General features: G+C 73.7%; 27 protein-coding genes. 12 read left to right on the top strand and 15 right to left on the bottom strand.

Translation table 11 applies throughout. The annotated features are described in order from the left end of the window. Window positions 1-676, bottom strand: a 676-nt coding sequence (locus tag FHU33_RS24500) for an MDR family NADP-dependent oxidoreductase (protein WP_142028221.1), incomplete at its 3' end; no start/stop codon positions are given. Window positions 677-767: 91 nt separating this feature from the next. Between FHU33_RS24500 and msrA the strand changes: the two genes are divergently transcribed. From msrA to FHU33_RS24480, 4 genes are all read left to right on the top strand, one after another. Beyond that, entirely contained in the window at window positions 768-1,421 is a 654-nt protein-coding gene (gene msrA, locus FHU33_RS24495) for a peptide-methionine (S)-S-oxide reductase MsrA (protein WP_142028220.1), read from the top strand. A gap of 68 nt (window positions 1,422-1,489) precedes the next feature. Beyond that, complete coding sequence (locus FHU33_RS24490; RefSeq protein WP_246064217.1) at window positions 1,490-2,422, top strand: haloalkane dehalogenase; 933 nt, start codon at window positions 1,490-1,492, stop codon at window positions 2,420-2,422. 30 nt (window positions 2,423-2,452) lie between these two features. Then, on the top strand, window positions 2,453-3,559 hold the full coding sequence (locus FHU33_RS24485) for a class I SAM-dependent methyltransferase (RefSeq protein ID WP_246064215.1): 1,107 nt from the start codon (window positions 2,453-2,455) through the stop codon (window positions 3,557-3,559). Window positions 3,560-3,728: 169 nt separating this feature from the next. Beyond that, window positions 3,729-4,202, top strand: coding sequence for a hypothetical protein (locus FHU33_RS24480; RefSeq protein ID WP_142028218.1), 474 nt, complete (start codon window positions 3,729-3,731; stop codon window positions 4,200-4,202). A gap of 17 nt (window positions 4,203-4,219) precedes the next feature. Here FHU33_RS24480 and pucL read toward each other — a convergent pair whose 3' ends face one another. The 3 genes from pucL to uraD are packed head-to-tail and all read right to left on the bottom strand — an operon-like array spanning window position 4,220 to window position 5,975. Then, complete coding sequence (pucL, locus tag FHU33_RS24475; RefSeq protein WP_142028217.1) at window positions 4,220-5,110, bottom strand: factor-independent urate hydroxylase; 891 nt, start codon at window positions 5,108-5,110, stop codon at window positions 4,220-4,222. 53 nt (window positions 5,111-5,163) lie between these two features. After that, window positions 5,164-5,481 carry a hydroxyisourate hydrolase gene (gene uraH / locus FHU33_RS24470; protein ID WP_142028216.1) on the bottom strand — a complete coding sequence of 106 codons (318 nt, stop codon included), beginning with the start codon at window positions 5,479-5,481 and terminating at the stop codon, window positions 5,164-5,166. Continuing rightward, a complete protein-coding gene (gene uraD / locus FHU33_RS24465) occupies window positions 5,478-5,975 on the bottom strand; it encodes a 2-oxo-4-hydroxy-4-carboxy-5-ureidoimidazoline decarboxylase (protein WP_142028215.1) in 498 nt (165 codons plus the stop codon). Before uraD ends, uraH begins: the two co-directional genes overlap by 4 nt. Window positions 5,976-6,018: 43 nt before the next feature. Between uraD and aceB the strand changes: the two genes are divergently transcribed. The 6 genes from aceB (at window position 6,019) to FHU33_RS24435 (ending at window position 12,067) form a co-directional block, all read left to right on the top strand. Beyond that, a complete protein-coding gene (aceB, locus tag FHU33_RS24460; RefSeq protein WP_142028214.1) occupies window positions 6,019-7,590 on the top strand; it encodes a malate synthase A in 1,572 nt (523 codons plus the stop codon). Then, complete coding sequence (locus FHU33_RS24455; protein ID WP_142028213.1) at window positions 7,590-8,834, top strand: DUF6986 family protein; 1,245 nt, start codon at window positions 7,590-7,592, stop codon at window positions 8,832-8,834. The genes aceB and FHU33_RS24455 overlap by 1 nt, the downstream gene beginning before the upstream one ends. Before the next feature lie 34 nt (window positions 8,835-8,868). Then, entirely contained in the window at window positions 8,869-9,546 is a 678-nt protein-coding gene (locus FHU33_RS24450) for a DUF5701 family protein (RefSeq protein ID WP_142028212.1), read from the top strand. 136 nt (window positions 9,547-9,682) lie between these two features. Then, window positions 9,683-10,618: a sensor histidine kinase gene (locus FHU33_RS24445; protein WP_142028211.1), complete on the top strand. Its 936-nt coding sequence runs from the start codon at window positions 9,683-9,685 to the stop codon at window positions 10,616-10,618. 55 nt (window positions 10,619-10,673) lie between these two features. Next, window positions 10,674-11,531, top strand: coding sequence for an SDR family oxidoreductase (locus FHU33_RS24440; RefSeq protein ID WP_142028210.1), 858 nt, complete (start codon window positions 10,674-10,676; stop codon window positions 11,529-11,531). Beyond that, a complete protein-coding gene (locus FHU33_RS24435) occupies window positions 11,528-12,067 on the top strand; it encodes a MarR family winged helix-turn-helix transcriptional regulator (RefSeq protein ID WP_246064213.1) in 540 nt (179 codons plus the stop codon). Before FHU33_RS24440 ends, FHU33_RS24435 begins: the two co-directional genes overlap by 4 nt. Here FHU33_RS24435 and FHU33_RS26375 read toward each other — a convergent pair. The 3 genes from FHU33_RS26375 to FHU33_RS24420 form a co-directional block, all read right to left on the bottom strand. Further along, window positions 12,064-13,905 carry a sensor domain-containing diguanylate cyclase gene (locus FHU33_RS26375; protein ID WP_142028209.1) on the bottom strand — a complete coding sequence of 614 codons (1,842 nt, stop codon included), beginning with the start codon at window positions 13,903-13,905 and terminating at the stop codon, window positions 12,064-12,066. The genes FHU33_RS24435 and FHU33_RS26375 overlap by 4 nt on opposite strands. A gap of 76 nt (window positions 13,906-13,981) precedes the next feature. Continuing rightward, on the bottom strand, window positions 13,982-14,995 hold the full coding sequence (locus tag FHU33_RS24425; RefSeq protein ID WP_142028208.1) for an ATP-dependent DNA ligase: 1,014 nt from the start codon (window positions 14,993-14,995) through the stop codon (window positions 13,982-13,984). Window positions 14,996-15,012: 17 nt separating this feature from the next. Further along, on the bottom strand, window positions 15,013-15,600 hold the full coding sequence (locus FHU33_RS24420; RefSeq protein ID WP_142028207.1) for an NUDIX domain-containing protein: 588 nt from the start codon (window positions 15,598-15,600) through the stop codon (window positions 15,013-15,015). A 38-nt stretch (window positions 15,601-15,638) separates the two neighbouring features. Between FHU33_RS24420 and FHU33_RS24415 the strand changes: the two genes are divergently transcribed. Beyond that, window positions 15,639-16,133 (top strand): DnaJ family domain-containing protein, encoded by a 495-nt coding sequence (locus tag FHU33_RS24415; RefSeq protein ID WP_142028206.1) that lies wholly within the window; start codon window positions 15,639-15,641, stop codon window positions 16,131-16,133. A gap of 131 nt (window positions 16,134-16,264) precedes the next feature. Then, window positions 16,265-16,438 (top strand): hypothetical protein, encoded by a 174-nt coding sequence (locus tag FHU33_RS25255; RefSeq protein WP_170182701.1) that lies wholly within the window; start codon window positions 16,265-16,267, stop codon window positions 16,436-16,438. A gap of 15 nt (window positions 16,439-16,453) precedes the next feature. Here the strand turns inward: FHU33_RS25255 and FHU33_RS25250 are convergent, their stop codons facing one another. The 8 genes from FHU33_RS25250 to FHU33_RS24380 all read right to left on the bottom strand — a co-directional run bounded on the left by FHU33_RS25250 (window position 16,454) and on the right by FHU33_RS24380 (window position 26,570). After that, window positions 16,454-16,618, bottom strand: a complete 165-nt coding sequence (locus FHU33_RS25250; RefSeq protein WP_170182696.1) for a hypothetical protein — start codon at window positions 16,616-16,618, stop codon at window positions 16,454-16,456. Window positions 16,619-16,932: 314 nt separating this feature from the next. Further along, window positions 16,933-18,807 carry a hydantoinase B/oxoprolinase family protein gene (locus FHU33_RS24410; RefSeq protein ID WP_142028228.1) on the bottom strand — a complete coding sequence of 625 codons (1,875 nt, stop codon included), beginning with the start codon at window positions 18,805-18,807 and terminating at the stop codon, window positions 16,933-16,935. Between the two features lie 43 nt (window positions 18,808-18,850). Continuing rightward, window positions 18,851-20,923, bottom strand: a complete 2,073-nt coding sequence (locus FHU33_RS24405) for a hydantoinase/oxoprolinase family protein (RefSeq protein ID WP_142028205.1) — start codon at window positions 20,921-20,923, stop codon at window positions 18,851-18,853. A gap of 46 nt (window positions 20,924-20,969) precedes the next feature. Continuing rightward, the gene (locus FHU33_RS24400; RefSeq protein ID WP_142028204.1) at window positions 20,970-21,338 is read right to left on the bottom strand and encodes a hypothetical protein; all 369 of its coding nucleotides are present in this window, start codon (window positions 21,336-21,338) and stop codon (window positions 20,970-20,972) included. Further along, entirely contained in the window at window positions 21,335-21,766 is a 432-nt protein-coding gene (locus FHU33_RS24395; protein WP_170182700.1) for a DUF1707 SHOCT-like domain-containing protein, read from the bottom strand. The genes FHU33_RS24400 and FHU33_RS24395 overlap by 4 nt, the downstream gene beginning before the upstream one ends. Before the next feature lie 97 nt (window positions 21,767-21,863). Beyond that, entirely contained in the window at window positions 21,864-24,197 is a 2,334-nt protein-coding gene (locus FHU33_RS24390) for a transketolase-like TK C-terminal-containing protein (RefSeq protein ID WP_142028202.1), read from the bottom strand. Between the two features lies 1 nt (window position 24,198). After that, window positions 24,199-25,566 carry an FAD-binding oxidoreductase gene (locus tag FHU33_RS24385; protein ID WP_142028201.1) on the bottom strand — a complete coding sequence of 456 codons (1,368 nt, stop codon included), beginning with the start codon at window positions 25,564-25,566 and terminating at the stop codon, window positions 24,199-24,201. Beyond that, window positions 25,563-26,570 carry a glycerate kinase family protein gene (locus FHU33_RS24380; protein WP_425456802.1) on the bottom strand — a complete coding sequence of 336 codons (1,008 nt, stop codon included), beginning with the start codon at window positions 26,568-26,570 and terminating at the stop codon, window positions 25,563-25,565. Before FHU33_RS24380 ends, FHU33_RS24385 begins: the two co-directional genes overlap by 4 nt. Between the last annotated feature and the right edge of the window lie 19 nt (window positions 26,571-26,589).

Below are 26,589 nucleotides of genomic sequence, written 5' to 3'. Positions count from 1 at the left end.
CGACGTTGTCGAAGAAGACGTCGATGCCGCCCGGTGCGGCAGCCGCGAGCTGCTTCGCGACCGGGCCGTCGTGGTAGTCGAAGGCGGCGGTGAAGCCGAGCTCCTCGGTCAGCCAGCGCACCTTCTCCGGTGTCCCCGCGCTGCCGATGACCGCAGAGGCGCCGTTGAGTCGAGCGAACTGTCCGACCAGGCTGCCGACCGCGCCTGCGGCGCCGGAGACGAAGACGGTGTCACCCTCCCGGAACCCCGCGAGCCGGAAGAGCCCGACCCAGGCGGTCAGCCCCGGCATGCCGAGCACGCCCAGGTGGTAGCTCGGGGGGACGCCGAGGAGCTCGGGCAGTACCCGCACGTGCCTCGCGTCGAGGACGGCGACGTCCCGCCAGGCCGCGTCGGCCAGCACCAGCGCGCCCTCCGGGACGGCGGGGGAGCGTGACGCGATGACCCGGCCCACCGCGCCGCCCTTCATGGTCTCGCCGACCTCCCACGCCGCCGCGTAGGACTTCCCCGCGTTCATCCGGCCGCGCATGTACGGGTCGACGGACATGGCCAGCATGCGGACCAGGATCTGCCCGTCGGACGGGTCCGGGCGCTCCAGCTCCACCAGCCGGAAGTCCTCGGGGGTCGGCTCGCCGTGCGGACGGGCCGCCAGCTGCCATTCACGCGTCGCTACGGGCATGCCCTCGATCCTGCATGCCGCGGGTCAGGGGCGCCGTCCGGGTCGATCGGTGGCGCGCGGCCGGGTTGCAGCGCGGGCCTACGCTCGGAGCATGTTGTTCTCCCGGACGAAGACGCAGGCGGTATCGGCCGAGGACGCGCTGCCCGGCCGCCCCGACCCCCTCCCGCACGTGCCCGAGGTCCACGCCGTCAACGGCAACCGCATCCAGCCGCCCTTCCCCGAGGGCGTACAGACCGCCGTCTTCGGCGCCGGCTGCTTCTGGGGCGTGGAGAAGGTCTTCTGGGAGATCCCGGGCATCTACTCCACCGCGGCCGGCTACGCCGGGGGTCACACCCCGAACCCGACGTACGAGGAGGTCTGCTCGGCGCGCACCGGGCACACCGAGGTGGTGCTGGTCGCCTACGACCCGGCGGTCATCTCCTACGAGCAGCTGCTCAAGGCGTTCTGGGAGGACCACGACCCGACCCAGGGCATGCGCCAGGGCAACGACATCGGCACGCAGTACCGTTCGGCGATCTACTACTCCTCGCCCGAGCAGGAGGCCGCCGCCCGCGCCACCCGCGACGCGTACCAAGAGCGGCTGAAGGCGGCGGGCTACGGCGAGATCACCACCGAGATCGCGCGGCTGGGCGAGTTCTTCTACGCCGAGGACTACCACCAGCAGTATCTGTACAAAGTGCCGAACGGCTACTGCCCGGTGCACTCGACGGGCGTCTCCTGCCCGGTCGGGCTCCCCGGCGTCTGACCCGCCTCTCCCAGGCATAGGAACCTTTACATACGGTTCTGACCGCGAATCCGTACGTAAAGGTTCCTATGCCTGACGACTGGGAGGGCGGCTGCATGGAGGTCCTGCGCACCCCTGACGAGCGGTTCACCGGCCTGCCGGACTTCCCGTACGAGCCCCGGTACGTCGAGGTGGACGGCGGCCTGCGGGTCGCCTGCGTCGACGAGGGCCCGGCGGACGGCGAGACGGTCCTGCTGCTGCACGGTGAGCCGTCGTGGTCGTTCCTGTACCGCCGGATGATCCCGGTGCTCACCGCCGCCGGTCTGCGCGTCGTCGCCCCCGACCTCGTGGGGTTCGGGCGCTCGGACAAGCCGGTGGACCGCGCCGCCTACAACTACGCGGCCCACGTCGAGTGGATGCGGCAGGCGCTGTTCGACCGGCTCGGCCTGGACGACGTCACGCTGGTCGGCCAGGACTGGGGTGGGCTGATCGGGCTGCGGCTGGTCGCCGAGAACCCCGACCGGTTCGCCCGCGTCGTGGTGGCCAACACCGGCCTGCCGACCGGCGACCAGAAGATGAGCGAGGCGTTCCTCGCCTGGCAGCGATTCTCGCAGGAGTCACCGGACTTCCGGATCGGCCGGGTGGTCTCCAACGGCTGCGCGACGGATCTGGCACCGGAGGTGGTCGCCGCCTACGACGCACCGTTCCCCGACGACCGCTACACCGCCGGCGCGCGGGTATTCCCGGCGCTCGTGCCCACCCGGCCCGACGACCCGGCCGCAGCGGCCAACCGCGCGGCATGGGGGGTCCTGGCCCGCTGGGACAAGCCGTTCCTCACCGCGTTCTCCGACGGCGACCCGATCACGGGGGGCGGTGACCGGGTGTTCCAGAAGCTGGTCCCCGGCGCCCAGGGGATGCCGCACACGACGCTCGCCGGCGGCGGGCACTTCCTGCAGGAGGACGTCGGCCCCGAGCTCGCCCGCGTCGTCGCGGACCTGATCGCCGCCACCCCCGCCCGCTGACCGGCAGTTATGGCCATAACTGCTGATCGGTTGTTCGCGACCTTGCGCCGGGCTCCCGACGTCGAGGCGCCGGAACTGGTCGCCGTCGACGCGACCGACCGCCTGCTGCTGGACGAGGCGGCCGCGGCGCTGACGCTGTGCGGGCCCGGCGAGGTCGCCGTCGTCGACGACGCCTACGGCGCGCTCACGCTCGGCGCGGCAGCCCTGCACGGCGCCTCCGACGTCCGGGTGGCGCAGGACCTGCTCGTCGGCGAGCGGGCGCTGGCCCGCAACGCCCTGCGCACCGGCCTGACGGGCACCTACCGCTCCCTGCCGCTCGCCGAGGTGGCTGCGGGCGCTCGCGTCGTGCTGGTCCAGGCACCGAAGGCGCTGGATGCGCTGCGCGAGATCGCCGAGCGGGTTGCCGCCGTCGCCGCGCCCGACGTCACCGTGCTCGTCGGCGGCCGGGTGAAGCACATGACGCACGCGATGAACGACGTACTGCTCGATTCCTTCACCGAGGTGAGCGCCACGCTGGCCCGGCAGAAGTCACGGGTGCTCGTCGCTCGCGGTCCGAAGGCGTCGGCGTCCTCGTCCCCCCGCTGCCAGGAGCATCCCGACCTCGCACTGACCGTCTGCGCGCACGGCGCGGCGTTCGCGGGCACGAAGATCGACATCGGCACCCGGACGCTGCTCGGTGCGCTGGACCGCATGGCTCCCGGCGCCGCGACCGCGCTGGATCTCGGCTGCGGCACCGCTGTGCTGGCCGTCCTGCTGGCCCGCGCGCGCCCGTCGCTGGAGGTGCTCGCCGCCGACCAGTCCGCGGCGGCGGTCGCGTCGGCCCGGGCGACGGCGGAGGCCAACGGCGTCGCGGACCGCATCCGGGTGATCAGGGACGACGCGGCCGACTCCGTGCCCGACGCGAGCCTCGACCTCGTCGTCTGCAATCCCCCGTTCCACGTCGGCGTCGCGGTCGTGACCACGGCCGCCGACCGGCTCTTCGCCGCCGCGGGCCGGGTGCTGCGGCCGGGCGGTGAGCTGTGGACGGTGTACAACAGCGCGCTGCGCTACAAGCCGGCTCTCGCCCGGACCGTGGGCCCCACCCGCGTCGCCGAGCAGACGCCCAAGTTCACCGTCACCGTCTCCACGCGCCGCTGACCCCCTCGTCCCCGGACGGCTGGGACGGGCAGCCGCCGCCCGGCGCTCCGCCGGACTGACCGCCGCGGTCGACCCCCGGGGGGGCGCCGGCGGTACGCGGGAGCGGCAGAGGAGGGCGCGCCGGACCTGCGCCCTGGTCGTCCGTCCCGTGCGCGGGCAGGCTGGGTCCATGAGGACGTCGCACTCGTGGTCATCCGCGCTGCGGAGACTCCGGCCCTGGATCGTCGGCTGGTTCACGTTCCAGGCCGTCGTGGCGCTCACCGGATGGCTCGTCGCCCGCCGCAGGAACGAGGGCGACGAGAGCAGCACCAGCATCCGGCGGGTGCTCACCCACAACGGCCTGGAGCTGCGTCCGGTGAACCCCGAGCTGTCCCGGCTGCGCGTCGACCTGGCCATGGCCGGCGGCGAGATCGATCTGACCGGCCTCCCGCTGCCGTCGCACGGCATCGACCTGACCGTGCGGATGGGCATGGCCGGGCTGGCGGTGCGCGTGCCGGCGGACTGGCGCGTCTGGTGGCGGTTCCGCGGCGTGGGCGGGATCGGCACCGACGGCTCGCTGCAGCGCACCCACGACGAGCACGCCGCCGACCTGCGCATCCACGCCGTGGTGGTGCTCGGCGGCATCGGCGTCGAGGCCGGTTGACCGACCCCACAGGTCGGTCAGCAGAAGCCGGGCGTGCCCTGCCAGGCGACCTCGGCCGGCGGGACGTCGTCCCGGAGGACGGCGCCCTCGATCAGCCCGTACGGGCGGTCGTCGGCGTGGTAGACGGCATCGGGGTTGTCGAGGCCGAACGCGGAGAGGTCCACGAGGAAGTGGTGCCGGTTCGGCATGGACATCCGGATCTCGGCGACGTCCGGCCACTGCTGCAGGACCGCCTCGCCCATCGCGTAGAGCGACTGCTGCAGCGCCAGGGAGTGCGTCGAGGCGAACGCCTCGAGCAGCGTCGTGCGCACGCCGCAGAAGAGCGCGTCGAAGTCCAGGTCGATGTCGGTGTACCGCCAGCGGGCGGTCACCGCCGTGGCCAGGATCCGGTCGCGCGTCTCGGCCAGCGTGGTGTACCGGTCACGTGGAAAACCCCAGAACTCCGAGCCCGTGGTCTTGAGGACGACGAGGTCGCCCAGGCCGGCGAGGACGTGCGTCTCGTCGCCGTCCACGGTCACCACCGCCGTCCGGACCTCGGCGCCGGCCTTCCGGAAGGAGTGGTCGTGCCCGGTGCCCCCGACGGCGATCCGCTCCCAGCCGTAGGACTCCACGGCCACGCGGGCGCCGGTGATCCAGCCGTAGGAGCCGGCGAAGTGCCGGGCCAGCCGGAGGCCGAACGCCTCGGGGGAGCCCACGCCGTCGCGGGCGAAGGCGAACACGGTGTTCTTCTGCGCGTCCGTCGTCAGCACGTGGGCGTTGTCGCCGGCGATGTGCGCGGCGCTGAAGTCCCCACGCAGGCTCGAGCTGACGTTGAGATCCACCAGCGAGTGCCGGGGCGTGCTGCGGTCGACCGCCACGACGCGGACCTCCGCCTTCCCGTACTGGTTGGGCCCGAGCACGATCGCCATGGTCAGCAGCCTTCCCGCCGGTGCGGCGCGGATGTTGCACGTGGAACCGGCGCTCAGGAGCCCCGGTAGGTCGAGTACGCGAACGGCGCGAGCAGCAGCGGCACGTGATGGTGCTCGCCGGGTTCGACGACGGCGAAGGTGATCCACACCTCCGGGTAGAACGCTTCCCGGCCCTGCTCGGCGAACCACTGCCCGGTGGCGAAGACGAGGCGGTGGGTGCCGGCCGCGGTGGCGTCCTCGGTCAGCCGGCAGCGGCCGTCCCGGTCGGTCACGCCCTCGGCGATGGGCTTCTCGCCGGCGAACAACCGGACGGCGATCCCCGCGGCCGGGCGGCCCAGCACCGAGTCGAGCACGTGCGTCGAGACACTCATGACACCAGCGCCTTCACCCGCAGCGCGGTGATCTGGGCCAGCTGCTCGGTGACCTCGGCGCGCTCGGCGTCCTCGTCGTTGCCCAGCCGCCGCTCCAGCTCGGCCAGCATCTCCTCGGGAGAGCGGCCGGAGGCGCGGATCAGGAACACGTGACCGAAGCGGTCCTCGTACCGGCGGTTGCCGTCCAGGAGGGCCTCGCGGGTGGCGTCGTCGGCGCCGGTCATCGAGCTCTGTTCGGTTCGGGAGGACATCGCCTCGGTGGAGTCGCCCGCCATGCGGTCACCGATCCGCGGATGGGCGCCGAGCGCGATCAGCACCTCGTCCCACGGCAGGGACCGGGCCACCTCCTCGGCGCGGGTGACCAGGGTGTCGACGTCCCGGTAGGGCCGGCCGGCGACGAGCTCGGCGGCGAACCGCGGGGCGGCGTTGCAGGCCCGGAGCGCCTGGACGGCCTGGTCGGCGGGCTCGTCGTCGAAGTCGTCGAGGGAGCTCACGGTGAGAGGATGCCAGCCCGGCCGGTCGAGGGAAGGTGCGGCGATGGTGGACGTTCGCGTGGAGGGCCCGGCCGTCGAGCGCGGCGAGGAGATCCTGACCCCGGAGGCCCTGGCCTTCGCCGCAGATCTGCAGACCCGCTTCGGCGCCCACCGCGACGCACTGCTCGCCGCCCGGGCGACCCGCCGCGCCGAGATCGCCACCGCCCGCCGGATCGACTTCCGGACCGAGACCGTCGCGGTGCGCGAGGGGGCCTGGCAGCTGCCGCCACCCCCGCCGGGCCTGGTCGACCGGCGGGTCGAGATCACCGGGCCGACCGAGCCGAAGATGGCGATCAACGCCCTGAACTGCGGCGCGAACGTCTGGCTGGCCGATCTCGAGGACGCCAACACCCCGCACTGGCGCAACGTCGTCGGCGGGCAGGTCGTGCTGAAGGACGCCGTCCGCCGGACGCTCGCCTTCACCGGCCCGGACGGCCGGGAGTACCGCCTCCGGGAGGACGGCGAGCTGCCGACGATCGTGCCGCGCCCCCGCGGCTGGCACCTGCCGGAGCGACACCTGCTGGTCGGCGGCGAACCGAGCGTCGGCGCGCTGGTCGACGCCGGCCTGTACCTGTTCCACAACGCGCAGGAGCAGCTCGACCGCGGCAGCGGGCCGTACTTCTACCTGCCCAAGATGGAGGGCCACCTCGAGGCCCGGCTGTGGGCGCTGGTCTTCGACCACGCCGAGCAGGTGCTCGGCCTCCCGACCGGCTCCATCCGCGCCACCATGCTCATCGAGACCATCCCGGCCGCGTTCGAGATGGAGGAGATGCTGCACGCGCTCGGCAGCCACGCCGCCGCGCTGAACGCCGGCCGGTGGGACTACCTGTTCAGCGTCATCAAGGTCTTCCGCGACGCGGGGCCGGAGTTCGTGCTCCCCGACCGGGCCGCGGTGACGATGACCGCGCCGATGATGCGCGCCTACACCGAGCAGCTGGTCTCGGTCTGCCACCGCCGTGGCGCCCTGGCCATCGGCGGCATGGCGGCGGCGATCCCCAGCCGACGCGACGCCGAGGCCAACGAGCGCGCTCTGGCGAAGGTCCGCGACGACAAGACCCGCGAGGCCGGCGACGGCTTCGACGGCTCGTGGGTGGCGCACCCCGACCTGGTGGGCGTCTGCCGCGAGGTGTTCGACGGCGTCCTCGGCGACCGGCCCAACCAGATGGACCGGCTCCGGGACGACGTGCACGTCACGCCGGAGCACCTGCTCGACGTCGCTGGTGTGCCGGGCGAGCGGACCATGGCCGGGCTCCGGGCCAACGTGGAGATCGCGATCCGCTATCTGGCGGCCTGGCTGGCCGGCAACGGCGCGGTCGGCATCCACGGGCTGATGGAGGACGCCGCGACCGCCGAGATCAGCCGCTCGCAGGTGTGGCAGTGGATCGACGCCGGTGTCGAGCTCGACACGGGGGAGACGGTGACCGGGGACCTCGTGCGTCGGGTGATCGACGAGGAGGTGGCGGGCATCGGTGAGCTGGACCGGCTGGACGACGCCCGGTTCCTCTTCGAGCAGGTGGCGCTGGCCGACGAGTTCCCCGACTTCCTGACCCTGCCGGCCTACTCGATGATCGACTGATGGCGCTACGGGAGGAGATCTACGCCGCGCTGGACCGTCGGCTCGCCCCGGTCGACGACGCCCGCCTCGCCGCCCATCCCGGCGAGCGGCCGGACCGGCAGCCGCTGCACACCTGCTACGTGCCCGCCGACGCCGTCGTCCCCGGGCTGGCGGGGGAGTGGGGTGCAGCTGCACTGGCCGCCCTCGACGAGCACGGCCTGCCCGACCTCGGGCTGGACCCGGGGCTGGTCGAGCAGGTGCTGCCGCGGGTGCGGGCCAAGCTGGCCGCCGAGCCGGTGGAGGACCTGCGGGTCGACGCCGAGGACGGCTACCGCCGTGGTGCCGAGGCCGAGGACGACGACGTGCTGCGCGCGGCGGCGATCGTGGCCGCCGACCGGGCCGCGGGCACCGCCCCGCCGTCGCTCGGCATCCGGGCCAAGTCGCTGGAGGGGCCGACCCGGCGGCGCGGTGTCCGGTCGCTCGACCTCTTCCTCGGGGGCCTGGGCGCCGGCACCGTCGTCGTGACGCTGCCGAAGGTGACCGCCGTCGAGCAGGTCCGCGCCTTCCTCCCGGTGCTCGACGCCCTGGAGGACGCCCACGGCGTCGCCGTCGCGCTCGAGCTGCAGGTCGAGACCCCGCAGGCGGTCCTCGGGCCCGACGGGGCGGTGACGCTCGCCCGGATGGTGCACGCCGCGGGCAGCCGGCTGACCGGCCTGCACTACGGCACCTACGACTACAGCGCCGCCCTCGGCATCGCCGCGGCCCACCAGGCCTCCGACCACCCGGCGGCCGACCTGGCCAAGCAGCTGATGCAGGTCGCCGTCGCGGGCACCGGGGTGAGGGCGGTCGACGGCTCGACCAACGTGCTGCCGGCCGGCTCGCGCGAGCAGGTGCACGCCGCCTGGCGGCTGCACGCCGGGCTGGTGCGCCGGGCGTTGGAACGTGGCTTCTACCAGGGCTGGGATCTGCACCCCGCGCAGCTGGTCACCCGCTACGTGGCCACCTATGCCTTCTTCCGCGCGGCGCTGCCCGCGGCGGCCGGACGGCTGGCCGCCTACCTCGACCGGTCGGACGCCGGGGTGCTCGACGAGCCGGCCACCGCCCGCGCGCTGGCGACCGTGGTGCTCCGTGGGCTGGACTGCGGTGCGGTGGACGACACGGACGTCAGTGCCGCTGGCGGGCCGGATCGGGCAGTGCTGGATAGTGTTGCTGGCCGGCGGCCCGGGGGAGCCGAAGTGGTCGCCGGACACCATCCGGCTCGCTGAAGACCCTCGGCGGGCCGCCCCGAGAGGTTCTGCGATGAGCGCGCTACCCGTCGCCGCCTGTCCCACCGAGGCGGAGCTCGAGTTCGACCGCCAGATCGACGCACTCGCCCTGAGCGGGCTGCCCGAGGCGATGGAACTGTCCGAGTCGTGCTTCCGTGCCTGCGCGGAGCCGCTGCGCGACCTGTTGCCCCCGGTGCCGGGGACCAGCGACCGGATCCCGTTCGTCGTCGTCTTCCCGGCCCTGCCCGTCACGCCCGTGCTGGAGACGGTGCACACGGTGGGTGGGGCCGGCTTCACGACGATGGGCGACGACGACCTGGCCCGCTTCCGGCCGCTGCCCGAGCTGGGCGTCCCGGCCGGGCCGTACCTGCTGCTCGACATCGATCTCGGCGCCGACACGTTCGACCAGCCGCCGGGAGAGGTGCTGCCACGCCTCACCGCGGCCGGTCGTACCCCGCTGACCATCGCCGAGGGGCTGGCGCTGCTGGTCTCCGACCCCGGCGTCCTCCGCAGCCGCAACTGCTTCTCCGTCGCCGGCTCGCGCGCGGGGGACAAGCGGGTGCCGGCGTTCTGGGTCAGCTCCCGTCGCCCGAGGCTGGGCTGGTGCTACCAGGGGGCTCCGCACAGCTGGCTCGGAACGGCGTCCTGCGCCGGTCGCCGCGGCGAACCCCACGCCATCTCGTCCTTGGCCGCCCCGGTTCCGCGCGGTTAACCTGCATGTCTCAGAATGAACGCTCAATCGACCGGCTGAGCCGGTCCTGGATGCGCGCGGGGGGCTGGTGGACCGCTCTGCGACGGAGTGCCCCTCGCCGGTCCTGCCGACCCAGCGTGTCCACGGGACGACTCCGGTGAGTGACGGGCACGGAGCAGCCGTCGTGGGCAGCGAGTCGGAGCTGCTCGCCGTCGCGCTGCCCTTCGTGGAGGCCGGCCTGAGCGCGGGTGATCTCGTGGCGCTGACCTGTCCGCCGGACACGGTCGCCCTGCTCGCGCGGGAGCTCGGGCCGCAGGCCGGCGCGGTGGAGTCCGACCAGCGGTTGAGCCTGCTCGGCTCCCGGGCCCCCGACGCCCTCGCGATGTGCAGCCGATACCTCGAGCGGGCCGCGGCCTCGGGATCTGGCCGGCTGCGTGTGCTGGCCGAGGTGGACTTCGGCCACGATCCGGCGGACTGGCGGGAGGGCCAGCGCTACGAGTCGGTCTCGAACCGGCTGATGGGAACGGCGCCGCTGGACGCCCTCTGCCTGTACGACCGGCGCCGGTTGGATCCCTCGGTCGTCGAGAGCGCTGCCGCGACCCACCCTGTGCTCGTCGAGGGCTCCGGTCGGCGTGCCAACCCGGCGTTCCAGGACCCGGGCACCTACGTCCCGTCCCTGCCGCTGCCGCGGGAGCCGGTCGAGGACGGCGAGCCCGTCTTCGCCGTCGACGACGCGCGCACGCTGGCCGGTCTGCGCCACCAGCTGGGCGCGGTGCTCGCCTCCCTGGTGCCTGGCCGCGACCAGCAGGGGGACCTGCACCTGGCCCTCAGCGAGATCGCGGCCAACGCCTTCCGCCACGGGGTTCGGCCGGTGTCGGCCCGGGTCTGGGGCGACGGGGGGCACGTCGTCTGCCGGATCACCGACCGCGGCACGTCCTACGCCGATCCCTTCAGCGGCTTCGTCCCCGCGCACGGCCTCGACCTGTCCCGCGGAGGAATGGGGCTGTGGCTGGCCCGCAAGCTGTGGGACCACGTGGACGTGCTGCCCGGCCCGGCCGGGCTGAGCGTCCGCCTCAGCAGTCGCGTCCGCTGACCCCCTCCCCGGGTCGCTGCTTGACGGGCAGATGCCTCACTGCTGAGGTACCTGGGTGATAGTGGTGACCGCGGCCGGGGGGCGCACCGGGGGTGCCGTCGTCCGAGGTCTGTGGTCGCGAGGGCTGCGGGTGCGCGCGCTGGTGGGCAGCCGCCGGCCGCGACCCGAGCTGACCGCCTTGAGCGCCGACGTCGTCGGCACCGACCTCACCGACGCGTCGGCCGTGGAGCCCTTGCTGGCCGGTGCCGACGCCCTCTACCTCATCTGGCCGAACTTCGACCCGGGGGAGACGGCCGGCGCCACCGCACTGCTCGCCGCGGCCCGCCGGGCCGGAGTCGGCCGGGTGGTCTACCACTCCGTGCTGCGTCCGCAGGCCCGGGCGATGCCGCACCACGCCGCCAAGGACCGCGTGGAGGAGGTGCTGGACGCGAGCGGGCTCCGCTGGCGCGTCCTGCAGCCGTGCGCCTACGCTGACAACCTCGACGGGCAGCTCGCCGAGGTGGCGGCCACCGGCACCTTCCGCAGCCCGTGGGGGCTGGCACGGGCCCAGTCCCTGGTGGACGTGCGCGACGTGGCCGACGCGGCGGTGGCGCTGCTGACGGAGGACGGCCTCGACGGCGGCACCTTCGAGGCGGTCGGGCCCGAGCCGCTGACCGCCCCCCGGATCGCCGCACTGCTCGCCGCGCGGCTGGGGCAGGACGTGCGCGCGGTCGACGTCGTCCCGGGCGGCGCGGTCCCACCCCTCGAGGACTACCCGGCGCACTGCGCCCGGCTGATGTTCGACCACTACCGGTCGCACGGATTCACCGGCAGCCCCCGCGTACTGGAGGCGCTCCTCGGCCGCCCGGCGCGCACCTTCGCCGAGCACCTCGCTGCGATAGACGTTCCCGGTGGAGCCGGGGAACTACGGTGAGCGACGTGCAGGACGCGGCACCGTCGAGCGGAGCGGAGGACGCGGTCGACCTGATCCTCGAGCAGTGGGCGCGGGAACGGCCGGATCTCGACTGCTCCCCGATGGGCATCATCGGCCGGATCACCCAGCTCCAGCGGGAGGTCTTCCTGGCCCAGCGGGCGACGTTCGCCCGGTACGGCCTGGACGCGCCCTCCTTCGACGTCCTGGCGGCGCTGCGGCGGGCCGGGCAGCCCTACCAGCTCACGCCGACCGCGCTGATGCGCACCGCCCTGGTGACCTCCGGCGCCATCACGCAGCGGCTGGACCGGCTGGAGGAGAAGGGACTGATCACCCGCGAGCGGAGCGAGGCCGACGGGCGGGCCGTGGTGGTGACGCTGACGGCGGCCGGCCGGGCCGCGCTCGACGCTGCGCTCCCCGATCATCTGGAGACCGGGCGGGCGCTGCTGGGCGGCCTGGCCGAGAGCGACCGGGAACTGCTCGCCGGTCTCCTGCGCCGGCTGCTGGTGGCCCGGGGACGGGTGCCGCAGAAGCCCTAGATCCGTCCCGGGGCGGCGTCGAGCAGGGCGCGCGAGTCCTTGCCGGAGCGCTTGGCCGTGTACATCGCCGTGTCGGCCGCGTGCAGCAGGCGCTCGGCGGTGTCGCCGGTCGCGGCCAGCGCCCCGCCGATGCTGGCAGTCGCCGAGACCGTCGTCCCGGCCAGCGCCATGGGGGCGCGCAGGGAGGTCAGCAGCCGGTCCGCCACGTCCCGCAGCCGGTCGCCGTCGGCATCGCTGAGCAGGACGGCGAACTCGTCGCCGCCCAGGCGGGCGACGACGTCGTCGGCCCGCACGTCGGCGGTCAGGCGTGCGGCGACCGTGACCAGCAGGTCGTCCCCGGCCGCGTGGCCGAGCGAGTCGTTGACGCTCTTGAAGTCGTCGATGTCGACGAACAGCACGGCGGGCGGCGCCGCCGGGTCGATCGAGGCGGTGGCGGCGGCCAGGCTCTCGGAGAACGCGGCCCGGTTCAGCAGGCCGGTGAGCGGGTCGGTCCGCGCTTGCCGGCGCAGCTCTTCCTCGAACATCTTGCGGTCGGTGACCTCGCGGAGGTTCACCACCCAGCCCTCGATGCCGGCGGCGTCGATCCGGCCGCTGATCCGCATCTCCACCCAGCGGGTGCCGCCCGAACTGTGCTGCACGCGGATGTCGGTGTCGACGACCCCGGACTCGATGTCGCTCGCGCTGCCGGCGGCGGCCACGGCGGCCCGGAGGCGCGGCTGGTCGCGGGGATCGGCCAGGTCGATGGCGTTGCGGCCCAGGTAGTCCGCCGGCGGGCGGCCCAGCAGGGACTGCACCGCGGGGCTCATGTAGGCGACGCAGCCGGAGGCGTCGACGATCGCGATGACGTCGGCGGCGTTCTCCAGCAGCAGTTGCAGCCGCGCCTCGCTGGCGGTCAGGGCGGCGCGCGTCCGCTCGCGCTCCCGGTTCAGCGCCATGAGCCGCCAGAGCGCCATCCCGGTGAGCAGCGCGCTTCCCGCTCCCAGGACGTAACCGACACCCCCGTGCCCCATGGTCCACAGGATCAGCAGGGCCGGGCTGACCAGCAGGGCCGCACCCAGGCCGAGAACCCGGGTGGCGGCATCCTCCTGCTCGGACTCCGGACGGCGGCCCATCAGCGCGACGGCGGGGTGCCGGCCGGCGAGGACCAGCGCCGCGACGGCGAGCAGGGGGAGGGGGTCGAGGAGGGGGGAGTCGCGCAGGGTCGTCCCGGCGAGGATGCGGCCGCCGTAGCCGACGACCGTGAGGACGGCGGCGGCGAGGAGGGCCATCGTGCTGACCGAGCGCCCGCCGTGCGACATGGCCAGCGGGACGCACACGATGAGGAGCACCGCGGTCAGCACGGGGGTGCCGATGCCCATCTCGACCAGGTCGCCGGACGTCGGTCGGCCGTTCCCGCTCAGCGCGAGGGCCGCGAGTGCGCCGGCGAGCAGCAGTGTGGCGGTGTCGATCCACGCGCTCCGGTCACGGCGCCGGGGCCCCCCACGCACGACGCCCAGCGCTCCGACGGCCATCGCGGCGTAGGCGGCGATGTCGAGGCCCGATTCGACGCCGCCGGCCGGGCCGGGAAAGACCCCGGCCAGCTCGAGGACCTCGGCCAGGCAGCTGAGCGTGAAGAAGAGCAGGCCCAGTGTGAGGCCCCGCCAGCCGACGACGAGCGGCGTCCGGTGGCGGCGGAGGGCGGTGACGGCACCGGCCAGGCCGCATCCGAAGAGGACGATCTCGGCGGCGGGACGCCACGGGCCCATGGGAACGAGGGTGACGACGGCGGCGACCACCAGCGCGGCCAGCGCCGCGTGCAGCCAGGCGGCACGGGCGGTCGGGACGGCGGGATCGCTCACGTCCCCCCATCGGCACCTGGGGCACGAACCTTGACGCGGTCACTCCGGCGGGGGATGCGGTGTGACCAGCGCTTTCTCAGCGGATGGGTGGCAGGTCGTCCGGACGGAGATCGGCACGAATCCGTACGAAACGGAGCGGGTGCCGGAACACGTCCGCCTGCAGGGCGGCGTCGGCGCTCACCTCGACCACCACGGTCGGCGCGACCCGGGTGACCGCGACCGACAGCCTGCCGCCCCCGAAGGCCCCGGTGCCGATGCGCTCGGGCCACGGGTGGCCGTCGGACGCGGGGGTCAGGACGGCGGCGAGCTCGGCCGACTGCCGAGGGTTCAGGGGGCTGGTGCGCCCCACGACGACCAGTTCGCCGTCCCGGTAGCGGCCGGCTACCAGCTGGCTGGGGGCGCCGATCGGGCCGATGACGCCGCCGGCGAGAACCTCCGTGGTCTCCCACGACTTGACCTTCAGCCACTCCCGCCGTCCGGGGGCGTAGCGGGTGCCGGCTCCCTTGGCGACCAGGCCTTCGATCCCGGCGGGGCGGTAGTCGTCGAACCAGGTGCGCGCCTCCTCGGGGTCGGTGGTGGCCGGGGACAGCTGCATCGGCGGCGCCCAGCGGGCGGCGAGGTCCTCGAGCGCGGTCCGTCGGCGGGTCAGCTTCCAGCTGCGCAGGTCGGCGCCGCCGGCGGCCAGCAGGTCGAAGGCGACGTAGGAGGCGGGGTGGGCCGCAGCGAGCGCGCCGATCCGGCCGGGTGCGCTCACCATGCGCCGCTGCAGGAGCCCGAAGTCCAGCCGCGAGCCGTTCCAGATCACCACCTCGCCGTCGACCACGGTCCCCGCAGGGATCTGGGCGATCGCCGCGGCGACGACGTCGGGGAACCGGTCGGTCAGGTCCCGGCCCTGCTTGGACCACACGCGCGTGGTGCTGCCGCTGCGGACGACGACCAGCCGGTAGCCGTCCCACTTCGGCTCGTAGACGCAGCCGCCCGGGAGCGCATTCGCCGCCGGGATGGTCGGCACCGGCTTGGCCAGCTCCACCGCCACCGGTCCGGACAGCTCGGGCGGCAGCCCGGGCAGGCCGGGAGCGGACAGAGGCACCCGGACAGCCTTCCGGGTCAGCGCCGCGGACGCAGCTCCGGCCGGTGCGGCGTCACCCATTCGGTACCCGGCCGGCCGTCGGGGACCGCCAGGAGGAGCAGGCTGTAGGCGGCGAGCGAGGGGCCGTCGGTGAACCGGCCGTCGGTGATCATGGCGCGCAGCTCCGCCTCGGGGACGAACGCCGAGCGCATGTCGGCCTCGGACGCCTCGCGGGCCGTCGGTCCAGGGGTGAGGTCGGTAGCCCGCCAGACGTCGAACCGCTGGGTCGAGAGGCCAGGGGCCAGGTCCAGCCGCCCCAGGTGGTCCAGCCGACCGGCCCGGAAACCGGTCTCCTCCGCCAGCTCGGCGCGGGCCAGGTCCTCCGGGGTCCCGTCGCCGCCGGAGCCCCAGGTGCCCTGCGGGAACTCCCAGCTGCGCCGGCCGATCGGGTGCCGGAACTGCTCGACCAGCCAGAAGCCGTCCTGGTCCGCGGGCAGGACGAGCGCGAAGTCAGGCCGCTCCACCACGCCGTAGACACCGGTCGACCCGTCGGCGCGCTCGATGACGTCCTCGCGCACCGTCGTCCAGGGGTTCCGGTAGACCTCTCGGCTGCTCGTCGTCCGCATGCCCCGAGCCTGGCAGACCGCTGTCACCATGGAGAGCGATGACCGAGCGCAAGCCGCCGGGGATGTCGTTCGAGACCTGGGTCGACCACCAGATCTCCCAGAGCATCGCCCGCGGAGAGTTCGAGCACCTGGCCGGTGCCGGCAAGCCGCTGCCGCTCGGCTCCCTCGACGAGTCCGGCTACGAGTGGGTCCTGCGGAAGGCGCGCCAGGAGAACCTCGACGTCTTCGGCATGCTCTCGCCCGGGCTGGCCCTGCGGAAGGAGCGCGACGACCTTCCCCGGCGCGCGAGCGAGTTGCCCACGGAAAGCGCTGTCCGCGCGCTCGCCGAGGACTACGACACCCGCGTCCAGGCCTTCTGGCGGCGCCCCCAGGAAAGCCGCTGGTCACCGGTGCCCGGCCTGGCCGACGTCGAGGCGCTGGTGACCGGCTGGCGCCGGGCCCGCCCGCCGGAGCCGCCGCCGGTGACGGCCGCACCACCGGCACCGCGGCGTCGGCGGTTCCGGTTCCGGCGGCGGTCCGCCCCGCCAGGATGAGCACATGCGGATCGTCCGCGAGGTGGACCCGGACGCCGGCGCGCTGCCCCGACCTGTTCGCCCGTGGCGAAGCGGGACATCGGGCGAGTGGCGCCCGGGTAGGGGTCGGACCTGCCGAGGAGGAGGTCGACATGACCGAGGTACCAGGAACCGACCGCGACCGGGCCCGTGAGAACGTGGTCGAGGAGACGCCGCTCGTCCCGGAATCCGTCGAGGACGCCGACGACTCCGACCGCGCGGGGGACGAGGGCACGACAGGCGACGAGGCCAAGCCGAAGCCCGGGAGCACCGAGCCCCTCAGCTGAGCGACGGCCCGGGGCTCAGGCGTCCCCGGGCTCGTCGTTCCTGGCCTCGTCGTTCCTGGGCTCGTCGTCCTGCTGGCGGGCTTCCAGCTCGCGGGTGGCCATGCCCCCGTGACCGCCCTCGTCGTGCTGGCCCGGGCGCAGGTTGTTCGGCTGGTCGTCGTCCTCGCGCGGCTCGGTCACGGGCTCAGCCTGCCGCCGCTCGCCGGCTACCGCCCGCGGAGGCTCGTGCTCTGCCCACCGGGGGACCCTGTTGGCCTGTTGCCGTGCGTGTTGCCGTACATGCCGTCGCGTGGCCACCATCGCGCACAGCAGGGTCGCCGGCGCCGCGCAACAACGGCACGTCACGCCGCCCGAACGGCCGTCAGGCCGCGCCATGACCCGGCTCAACGTTCGGGCGCGCGGCTCAACCCGCACCACGTCGGCGCCCCTGACCGCGTCCCCCGCCGGGGGCGACAGGCGGGTGGGCAGAGCACGAGCGTCGGCAGAGACCTCTCCTAGAGGACGTCGAACTCGTTGAAGGCCGCGCCGCCGGAGAGGGTCGCGTAGCCGGGGCCGCGGTCGAAGAACGGCTCCTCGCCGGTGCGGGACTTCCGCATCTCCCGGCGCAGCTGCTCGGTGGCGGCCTCGTCGCAGGTGCCGTCGTCGGCCACGACCACGCCGTACTCCTCGCGGGCACCGGCGACCGACACCTTTCGCCAGGCGATGTCCCGGAGCACCTCGTCGACCGGCCGGTCCAGCGGATCGCCCCAGCCGCCGCCGCCCGTCGTCCGGATCCGGACGACGGTGCCCGCCGTCAGCGGCTCGGCGTCGGCGAGCGCGTCCACCTCGTGCTCGTCCGGCCCGCCCGGATCCACGGTGATCTGGAACGGCTTGCCGGCCTTGCCGCCCTTGACGCCCCAGCAGGCCAGGATCGAGCGGTCGGCGATCGACATGAAGTGCGCGTCGCGCAGCACCCGGATGTGCTTCTCGTAGCCGCAGCCGCCGCGGTAGCGCCCGGGGCCGCCGGAGTCCATGGCCAGCCCGAGCCGCTCGACCCGCAGCGGGAAGCGCGACTCGGTGAACTCCGTCGGCAGGTTCCGGGAGTCCGGGACGACGTGGATGGTGTCCTCGCCGTCGGCGTAGTAGCGGCCACCCGAGCCGCCACCCAGGACCTCGCGCATGAGGTACGGCTCGCCGTCGGAGTCGGTGCCGTAGACGCCGGTGTAGCGGATCGTCTCCTGGTCGGCGGGCATCCGGCCACCGGTCGCCTTGGCCAGCACGCCGGCCAGCACGCCGAGCAGCCGCAGGATGACGAACGTCCGGGCGTTGGTGGGCGCCGGGAAGATCGGCGTGAGCAGCGTGCCCTTCTCGGGGAATCGCATCTCGATCAGCGGGACGACGCCCTCGTTCACGTCGAGCTGCGCCATCCGCTCCGGCGACTCGGCCAGGTTGCGCAGGATCGGCGCCAGCCACTTCTTGAGGAAATTGCCGTCGGCGTAGTCGCCGCAGTGGTTGATCGGCCCCTTCGCCTGCGGGCCGGTGCCGGTGAAGTCGATGACCAGCGGGACGTCCTTGGACGAGTCCATGATCAGCGTGATCCGCTGGCGGTGGAGCTGCGGCTCCTCGACGCCGTCGTGCTCGGCGTAGTCCTCCCAGACGTAGGTGCCGTCGGGGATCTGCGACAGGATCTCGCGGCGGTAGACCTCGGTGGAGCTGGCCAGGATCGCCTCGAAGCAGGCCTCGACCGCGGCCACGCCGTACCGGTCGAACAGCTCGCCCAGCCGCCGGGCGCCGGCCAGGCAGGCCGAGCATTCGGCGTCCAGGTCGGCGGCCAGCGAGTCGGGCATCCGCGAGTTGCGGGTCATGATCTTCAGCGCCGACTCGTTCGGCACCCCGCGGTCCCACAGCTTGATCGGGGGGACCATGAGGCCCTCCTCGTACACGCTGGTGGCCGCCGACGGCATGGAGCCGGGGACGGCGCCGCCGATGTCGTCGTGGTGCCCGAACGCCTGGATGAAGGCGACGACCTCGGGCTCACCCGTCTCGACGTTCGCGGCGAACACCGGCACGGTCACGCACAGGTCGGGCAGGTGGCCGATGCCGCCTTCGGAGAGGTAGACGTCGTTGTGGAAGTAGACGTCGCCGACGTTCATCGTCTCGATCGGGTAGTCGCGCACCACGGGGTGCACCAGCGCCGAGTACGAGCGGCCGGTGAGCTTGCGCAGTTGCCGGTCGTGGATGCCGGCCCGGAAGTCGTGCGCGTCGCGGATCATCGGCGACCGCGACGTGCGGCCGATGGAGGTCTCGACCTCCTTCTCGATCGCGGCCAGGGTGCCGGCCACGATCTCGACGAGGACGGGGTCCGCCTGGACCTTGCTGTCGGCGAGCATCACGCGCCCGCCCCCCGAGGGCAGTTATGGCCATGAACGCCCCTCATCGGACGCCCTCCTTCGTGAGCAGCAGGTTGCCGTAGGCGTCGACGGTGGCCGCGAAGCCGGGGTGCACCGGGACGGTGGAGCCGAACTCCTCGATGATCGCCGGGCCGCTGACCACGACACCGGGCGCGAGGTCGGGCCGGTTGAAGGTCGGGGTGTCCAGCCAGCCGTCGAAGAAGACCCGGCGCGAGCCCGTGACGGCCCGGTCCGTCCCGCCGTCCTGCGGCTCCAGCGCGACGATGTCGGGACGGCGGATCGGTCCGATCCCGCTGACCCGGAGGTTCACCCACTCGACCGCCTGGCGCGGGTCGGTCGCGAAGTCGTAGCCGTACAGCTGGCGATGGGCGGCGTGGAAGGCCTGCGCGACCTCCTCGGCCGCGACCCGGTCGAGCTCGCCGTCGGAGACGGGCACCCGCACCTCGAACGCCTGGCCGACGTACCGGAGGTCCGCCGTCCGCTGCATGCGCTGGGCGTCGCGGCCGAAGCCCTCGCCGTCCAGCGCCGCCTGCGCCTGGCCCTCCAGATCGGCGAACACCGACCGCACCCGGTCGAGATCGAGGTCGACGTGCTTGCTGACGACGGTCTGCACGTAGTCGTTGCGGACGTCGACGGTGAGCAGCCCGAACGCGCTGACATTGCCCGGGTTCGGGGGAATGAGCGTGCGCGGCAGGTTGAGGATGTCCATCAGCCGGCAGGCCAGCAGGGAGCCGGAGCCGCCGAACGTGGTGAGCGTGAAGTCGCGGACGTCCAGGCCCTTGGCGACGGTCACCTGGCGCAGCGCGTTCGCCTGGTTCCACGCGGAGATTTCGAGGATCCCGGTGGCGGTCCGCTCGAGGTCCATGTCGAGCTTCGCGCCCAGCTGGGCGAGGCCCTCGCGGGCGGCGTCGGCCGACAGCGGGATCTCACCACCCAGCAGGTGCGGGGGAATCCGCCCGAGCACGACGTGCGCATCCGTGACGGTCGGCTGGTCGCCGCCGTCCGGGTAGCAGATCGGGCCGGGGTCCGCGCCGGCGGACGTCGGGCCGACCTTGAGCGTGCCCTCGGGCGAGAGCCAGGCGATCGACCCGCCGCCCGCGCCGACGGTGACGACGTCGATCATCGGGATCTTGGACGGGTAGTCGCCCACCGAGCCCTCGGTGGTGAGCGTCGGCTCGCCGTCGATGACGACGGTGACGTCGGTGGAGGTGCCGCCGCCGTCGCAGGTGAGCACCCGGTCGAAACCGGCGGTGCCGGCGATCAACGCGGCGCCCAGCGCTCCGGCCGCCGGGCCGGACAGCATCGTGGTGATCGGCTGGTGCACGACCTCGGCCGCCGACAGCACGCCGCCGTTGCTCTTCATCACGTAGAACGGCACGCCGGGGGCGATCTCGTCCAGCCGGGTGCGGATGTTGGTGACGTACGCGCCGACCTTGGGCTTGACCGCGGCGTCGACCAGCGTGGTGACCGACCGCTCGTACTCGCGGTACTCGCGCAACACCTCGCTGGAGATGCTGACCACCGCGCCGGGGTGCTCCTCCCGGATCACCTCGAGCATGCGGCGTTCGTGGGCGTCGTTCGCGTACGCGTGCAGGAAGCAGACGCCGATGGTGGAGATGCCGGCGTCGGCGAAGAAGCGGGCGGCCGCGCGGGCGTCGTCCTCGTCGAAGGGCCGCACCTCGGCGCCGTGGTGGTCGAGCCGGCCCCGCACGGTGCGCACGAGGTCGGCCGGGACGATCCGCGGCGGCTTGACCCAGAAGTAGCTGTTTCCGTAGCCGTCGGGCACCGACTGCCGGGCGATCTCCAGCACCGACTCGTAGCCCTCGGTGGTGACGAACCCGATCCGGTCGAGCTTGCCCTCGAGCAGCTGGTTGGTCGCCACCGTCGTCCCATGGCTGACGGCGGTCACCGACTCGCCGGGCAGGCCCATCAGATCCAGGACCTTGCGGACGCCGGTCAGGAAGCCCTCGGCGGGATCGGCCGGCGTGGACGGCGTCTTCGTCGTGGTGGTCCGGCCGGTCTGCTCGTCCACGGCGACGACGTCGGTGAACGTCCCGCCGGTGTCGATGCCGATGCGGACCCGGCGAGCACTCATGCAAGAAACCTTAGCGGTGAGATAACCGATGCGGGAAGACGGCACGTCAGGAGCTGCGGACGGCCAGCGCGGTGGTGCCCACGAACAGCGCGACGCCCAGCGGACCGAGCAGGAGGGCAGCGGCGCGCACCGCCCGCGGCCCGGCTCGGCGGGTGGCCAGGACGGCCAGCGTTCCGCCGACGAGGAGCAGCACGCCCTGCCCGGTCCAGCCGGCGGTCAGCCAGGCGTTCGTGGTGGCGCACGGCGAGCAGCCGGTGGAGGTGCAGCTGTATGTGTTCGTGCAGCTGGTCATGACACCGACGCCGACTCCGAAGCTGCCGACGGTCGCGAGGACGAGGACGGCGGCGAGAGAGGCGCTCAGCGGGGGCCACACGCTGCCGGGGCGGCGCGCCGCGGGGTGCTCCAGGACGGTCATCGTCCCGGCCGGCCGATGCCGAAGGCGTAGAGCACGGCCAGGACGGCGCCCGGCGGGCCGGCGACGTAGAGCCACCACGGGTGCAGGAACTGAGTCGTCGCCAGCGAGACCGTGCCCCACACCACCAGGTTGATCGCCACGGCGCAGGCCCAGATGATCGTCAGCACGCGCAACGCCGTGCCGGCGTCGTCGGCGGAGAACACCTGCCGCGGTGCCGGCGGCGGCGGAGGCGGCGGGGGCTCGGGCAGGTCGGCGGTGACGCGGGCGAGATCGCCGCGCGTCTTCGTGGCCCACACCGACTGCAGGCGGACGTCGAAGTCGTGCAGGTCCAGCTGCCCGTCGGCGACCGCCCGGCGCAACCGCTCCTGAACGGCGGTCCGCTCGACGTCGGACACCCGCAGCTCGTCGGGGCGTACGGGCTCGCTCACGGGGGGATCGTCGCATCGCGGGACGTCGGTGTGCGCACACCGTGGTGTCCCGGCGCGTACGACCACGATCCGCGGACGGTGGCGCGCTCCGCCGTCGTCAGTCCACCAGGTCCAGAGCCGCCCCGACGATCGAATCCGCGTCCAGCCCGTGGTACCGGTACACGCTGGCCAGGTCGCCGCTCTGGCCGAAGGACGTCACGCCGAGGTGGGCACCCGGCACCCCGTTCGCCCCGGTGAGGAAGGCCAGGGTGTGCGGGTGGCCGTCGAGGACGGTGACGACCGGTGTGGCCCGCTCCCGCGGGAAGACCGTGTCCAGGATCCACGAGTCGGCATCGTCGAGCCCCCGGCGGGCCTGCAGCGCGCGGAAGAGCAGACCCGGGCTGGTCACGCAGACGACGTCCGCGCCGATCCCGAGTCCGTCGAGCCGGTCGGCCGCCTCGAGCGTCTCGGGGACCAGGGCGCCCATCGTGACCAGCGTGACCGTCGGCCGGGCGGCACGGCGCAGCGCGTACGCCCCGGCGGTGACCTGGCGACGGCGACGTTCCCGGGCAGCGGGGTCGGCCGGCACCGCGGCGAGGGTCTGGTCGACCGGGCGGGTGGACAGCCGCAGGTAGGCGGAGCTGCCGCCCGGCCGGCCCAGGCGTGCCAGGGAGGCGAGCAGGCACCACTCGGTGTCGAGCACGAACGCCGGCTCGTAGGTCACGCAGCCCGGCTGCTCCAGCCCGATGGACGGCGTCTTGATGGACTGGTGCGCACCGCCCTCGGCCGCGAGCGTGACGCCGGACGGAGTGCCGACCAGGATCGACTGCCCGCCGGCGTAGATCCCGAACGACCACGGCTCCAGGGCGCGTTCGACGAACGGGTCGTACATCACGCCGATCGGCAGCAGCGGCTGTCCCCAGCGGTTCCACGTGGCACCGAGCTCGCCCATGAGACCCACCAGGTTGGTCTCGGCGATGCCCAGCTCGATGTGCTGACCGCTGGGCTGCTCCCGCCAGTGCAGGATCGTCTCGGCGTCGTCGGCGAACCAGTCCGCCCGCTCGGACGACGACCAGACGCCGACCTTGTTCACCCAGCCGCCGAGGTTGGTGCTGGAGCTGACGTCGGGGCTGACGGTGACGATCCGGCTGCCGGCCTCCGGCGCGGCGCGGTTGAGATCGAGGAGCGCGCGGCCCAGGGCGGCCTGCGTCGTGGCGGTTCCCGTGGGGGTACGGCCCAGGTCCACCGGGATCGCGGGCACCTCCGCGGGTGACTCCTCGACGCGCCGCAGCCGGTCGGCGGCCTCGGTGAGCAGCCGGGCGGGGGCGCTGGCCGGCGGGAACACGGCCCAGGGATCGGCGGGGTCGACGCCCAGGCTGTCGGCGAGCTGGCCGATCTGCGCCTCGTTCAGCAGGGCGGAGTGGTTCTGCGGGTGCCCCTCGGTGGCCAGTCCGTAGCCCTTGAGCGTGTAGGCGAGGACCACGGTGGGGCGGGTGTCGTCGATCTGCGCGAACGCCGAGCGCAGTGCGGACAGGTCGTGGCCGCCGAGGTTGCGGACGGCGGCGCGCAGGTCGTCGTCCGCGACGTCCGCGATCAGGCGGGCGACCTGCTCGGCGCCGGGACCGTCGCCGGGCAGCGCCTCGCGCAGCTCCGCGGCGGACCGGCGCAGCATCCGCTGGTACTCGGGATTGGTCATCTCGTCGATGCGGTCGCGCAGGTGCGCCCCGCCGGGACGGGCGAACAGGTCCTCCAGCAGCCGGCCGTACTTCACGGTGAGCACCTGCCAGCCGGCCGCGGCGAACATGCCCTGCAGCCGGGTGGCGCCCATCGTCGGGACGACGCGGTCCAGGGACTGCCGGTTGAGGTCCACCACCCACACGACCTCCCCCAGTTCGGCGACCATCGGGTCGAGGACGGTCTCCCACACCGCGCCCTCGTCGAGTTCGGCGTCGCCGACGAGCGACCACTGCCGGCCGGTGCCGCCGGTGCTGCCGGGCCCGAAGTGGGCCCCGACGTAGCGGCGGGCCAGCGCACCCCAGATCGGGGCGGTCGCCCCGATACCGACCGACCCGGTGGAGTAGTCGGCCGGAACCGGGTCCTTGAGGCGGCTCGGGTAGCTCTGCAGGCCCCCGAACTCGCGCAGCCGGGGCAGGTAGGAGGCGTCCAGCTGTCCCAGCAGGTACTCGAGCGCGTGCAGCACCGGTGAGGCGTGCGGCTTGACCGACACCCGGTCCTGCGCGTCCAGCTCCTCGAGCCACAGCGCGGTCATGATCGTGACCATCGAGGCGCTGGAGGCCTGGTGGCCGCCGACCTTGAGGCCGCTCGGATTGGGGCGCAGCCGGTTGGCGTGGTCGACGATCGAGGTGGCCAGCCACAGCACCCGCTGCTCGATCTGCCGGAGCGCGCGATCCTGCTCGGCGTCCTGCTCCGACTGCTCCGCGGTGACGGTCATGTCAGAGAACCTTGCCGGGATTGAGGATCCCCTGCGGGTCGAACACCGATTTGATGCTCCGCTGCAGCGCGTAGGACCGCTCGCCGAGCTCGCGGCGCAGCCAGGTCTTCTTGAGCAGGCCGACGCCGTGCTCGCCGGTGATGGTGCCGCCGAGCTCGAGGGCCAGCCGCATGATCGCGTCGAAGGCGAGCTGGGCGCGCTCCGCCGCGGCGGCATCGCCCCGGTCGAAGACCACGGTGGGGTGCATGTTGCCGTCGCCGATGTGGCCGGGGCAGACGACGAGCACGTCGTTGTCGGCGGCGATCCGGTCCATGCCCGCCAGCAGGTCCACCAGGCGGGCCCGGGGGACGGCGACGTCGTCGACGAGCGTCGCGCCCAGCTCCTCGACCGCGGGGTTCACCAGCCGCCGGGCCTGGGTCAGCATGGCGGACTCGGCCGCGTCCCCGGCGACGGCGACCTCGGCGGCCCCCAGCTCCTCGCACATCGCACCCATGGCGGCGACGTCGGCTGCGGCCAGCGAGCCTCGGTCGGACTGCGCGATCAGCAGGGCCTCGGCGTCCACGGGCAGCCCCATGTCGCGATAGGCCTGGACGGCGCGGATCGAGGACCTGTCCAGGAACTCCATCATCGAGGGGCGCAGGCCCGAGGCCATGATCCGCGCGACGGCCGTCATGGCGTCGGCGGTCTTGTCGAACACGGCGGCCATCGTCAGGGCGGGTTCCGGCGCGGGCCGCAGGGCCAGTGTGGCCTGGGTGATGATCCCGAGGGTGCCCTCGGAGCCCACCATCAGCCGGGTGAGGTCGTAGCCGGCCACGCCCTTGGCGGTCCGGCGTCCGACCCGCACCACCTCGCCGTCGGCGAGCACCACCTCCAGGCCCCGGACGAAGTCGGCGGTGACGCCGTACTTGACGCAGCAGAGCCCGCCGGCGTTGGTGGCGAGGTTGCCGCCGATCGTGGACATCTCCCACGACGACGGGTCCGGCGGGTAGAACAGCCCGACGTCGGCCACCGCACGGGACAGGTCGGCGTTGATCACGCCGGGCTCGACGACCGCCACCTGGTCGACCTGGTCGATCTCCACGACGCGGTTCATCCGCACCATCGAGACCATCAGTGCGCCGTCGACCGCGTTGGCGCCGCCCGAGAGGCCGGTCCGGGCGCCCTGGGGCACGACCGGGACACGGTGCGCCGACGCCCACCGCAGCACGGTCTGCACCTGCTCGGTCGTGGTGGGGCGGACGACGGCCAGCGGCGTGCCCGCGGCGCAGAAGCTGGCGCTGTCGTGCCGGTAGCCCTCGCTGGTGGCGGGGTCGATGACGACGCTGCCCTCGGGCAGCTGGCCCTCGAGCACGTCGATGGGTGCGCTCACGGTCGTGCCCCTTCCTCTCGCAGCCACCTCGTCGTGGCTCGTTCGATGCAGCCCAGCGGATCGCCCCAGGCGGCTTCCGGGCCGAAGGAGTCCAGCAGGGACACCGCGGTCGCCGGCGCGGCGACGTGCTCCTCGACGGCGCCCGCGACGACCAGCACCGGCACGCCGTGTGCCCGCGCCAGGTCCAGGACGCCGCCCACGACCTTGCCGTTGAAGGACTCGGCGTCGAGCTTGCCCTCGCCGGTGACGACGGCATCGGCCGAGCGGACGGCCTCGGACAGCCTCGTGTGCTCGGCGACCAGCCCGAACCCTGGCACGAGCCGGGCGCCCAGCGCCGCGAACGCGCCCCCCAGGCCGCCGGCGGCTCCCGAGCCCGGGACCTCCGCCAGGTCGATCCCGTAGCGCTGCCGGTAGAGCGAGGCCAGCCGGTCCAGCCGGCCGGTCAGCTCGACCACCTGCTCGGGGGAGGCGCCCTTCTGCGGGCCGAAGACGATCGCGGCGTCGGAGAACGTCGTGCGCACGTCGCAGGCGACCAGCATCTCCGGCCGTCCGTCCCGGCCGTCGAACGGTCCGTGCGCCTCGAGCACCTCGACGGTGTCGAAGCCACCGTCGGTGGTGGCCGAGCCGCCGAGGCTCACGATCACGCGACGGGCGCCCTCGGCGAGGGCGGCGGCCACGAGCTCGCCGGTGCCCCGGCTGGTGGCGCCGACCGGATCGTTGCCCTCGGCTCCGCCCGCCAGGTCGAGACCGGAGGCGCGGGCGCTCTCGACCACCGCCACCCCGTCGTCCCCCATCCGCCACGGCGCGTCGACCGGCGTCCCGAGCGGGCCGGGGACGGTCGTGGTCCGGTTGGCGCCGCCGAACGCGTCGAGGGTGCCCTCGCCGCCGTCGGCCAGGGGCAGCTGCACGCTGTTCCAGCCCGCTGCTCCGGCGGCGGCCGCGATCGCGGCGGCGACCTCCGGGGCGGTGGCCGAGCCGCGGAACTTGTCCGGGGCGGCGAGCACCGTCCTCATCGGAGCGGGA

This window comes from Blastococcus colisei (genome assembly GCF_006717095.1).
Classification (GTDB): Bacteria; Actinomycetota; Actinomycetes; order Mycobacteriales; family Geodermatophilaceae; genus Blastococcus_B; species Blastococcus_B colisei.
Note: the sequence above shows the minus strand (reverse complement) of the source record. Positions and strands in the feature narration are given on the sequence as shown.

Bases quoted from the DNA above. Each gene is read 5' to 3' on its own strand.
- FHU33_RS24480 (WP_142028218.1), top strand. From the start codon at position 3,729: ATGAGGACGTCGCACTCGTGGTCATCCGCGCTGCGGAGACTCCGGCCC.
- FHU33_RS24490 (WP_246064217.1), top strand. From the start codon at position 1,490: ATGCCTGACGACTGGGAGGGCGGCTGCATGGAGGTCCTGCGCACCCCT.
- uraH (WP_142028216.1), bottom strand. From the start codon at position 5,481: ATGAGTGTCTCGACGCACGTGCTCGACTCGGTGCTGGGCCGCCCGGCC.
- FHU33_RS25255 (WP_170182701.1), top strand. From the start codon at position 16,265: ATGACCGAGGTACCAGGAACCGACCGCGACCGGGCCCGTGAGAACGTG.
- FHU33_RS24390 (WP_142028202.1), bottom strand. From the start codon at position 24,197: ATGACCGTCACCGCGGAGCAGTCGGAGCAGGACGCCGAGCAGGATCGC.
- FHU33_RS24450 (WP_142028212.1), top strand. From the start codon at position 8,869: ATGAGCGCGCTACCCGTCGCCGCCTGTCCCACCGAGGCGGAGCTCGAG.
- aceB (WP_142028214.1), top strand. From the start codon at position 6,019: ATGGTGGACGTTCGCGTGGAGGGCCCGGCCGTCGAGCGCGGCGAGGAG.
- FHU33_RS24420 (WP_142028207.1), bottom strand. From the start codon at position 15,600: ATGCGGACGACGAGCAGCCGAGAGGTCTACCGGAACCCCTGGACGACG.
- FHU33_RS24415 (WP_142028206.1), top strand. From the start codon at position 15,639: ATGACCGAGCGCAAGCCGCCGGGGATGTCGTTCGAGACCTGGGTCGAC.
- pucL (WP_142028217.1), bottom strand. From the start codon at position 5,110: ATGGCGATCGTGCTCGGGCCCAACCAGTACGGGAAGGCGGAGGTCCGC.
- FHU33_RS24410 (WP_142028228.1), bottom strand. From the start codon at position 18,807: ATGCTCGCCGACAGCAAGGTCCAGGCGGACCCCGTCCTCGTCGAGATC.
- FHU33_RS24400 (WP_142028204.1), bottom strand. From the start codon at position 21,338: ATGACCGTCCTGGAGCACCCCGCGGCGCGCCGCCCCGGCAGCGTGTGG.
- msrA (WP_142028220.1), top strand. From the start codon at position 768: ATGTTGTTCTCCCGGACGAAGACGCAGGCGGTATCGGCCGAGGACGCG.
- FHU33_RS24455 (WP_142028213.1), top strand. From the start codon at position 7,590: ATGGCGCTACGGGAGGAGATCTACGCCGCGCTGGACCGTCGGCTCGCC.
- FHU33_RS24405 (WP_142028205.1), bottom strand. From the start codon at position 20,923: ATGAGTGCTCGCCGGGTCCGCATCGGCATCGACACCGGCGGGACGTTC.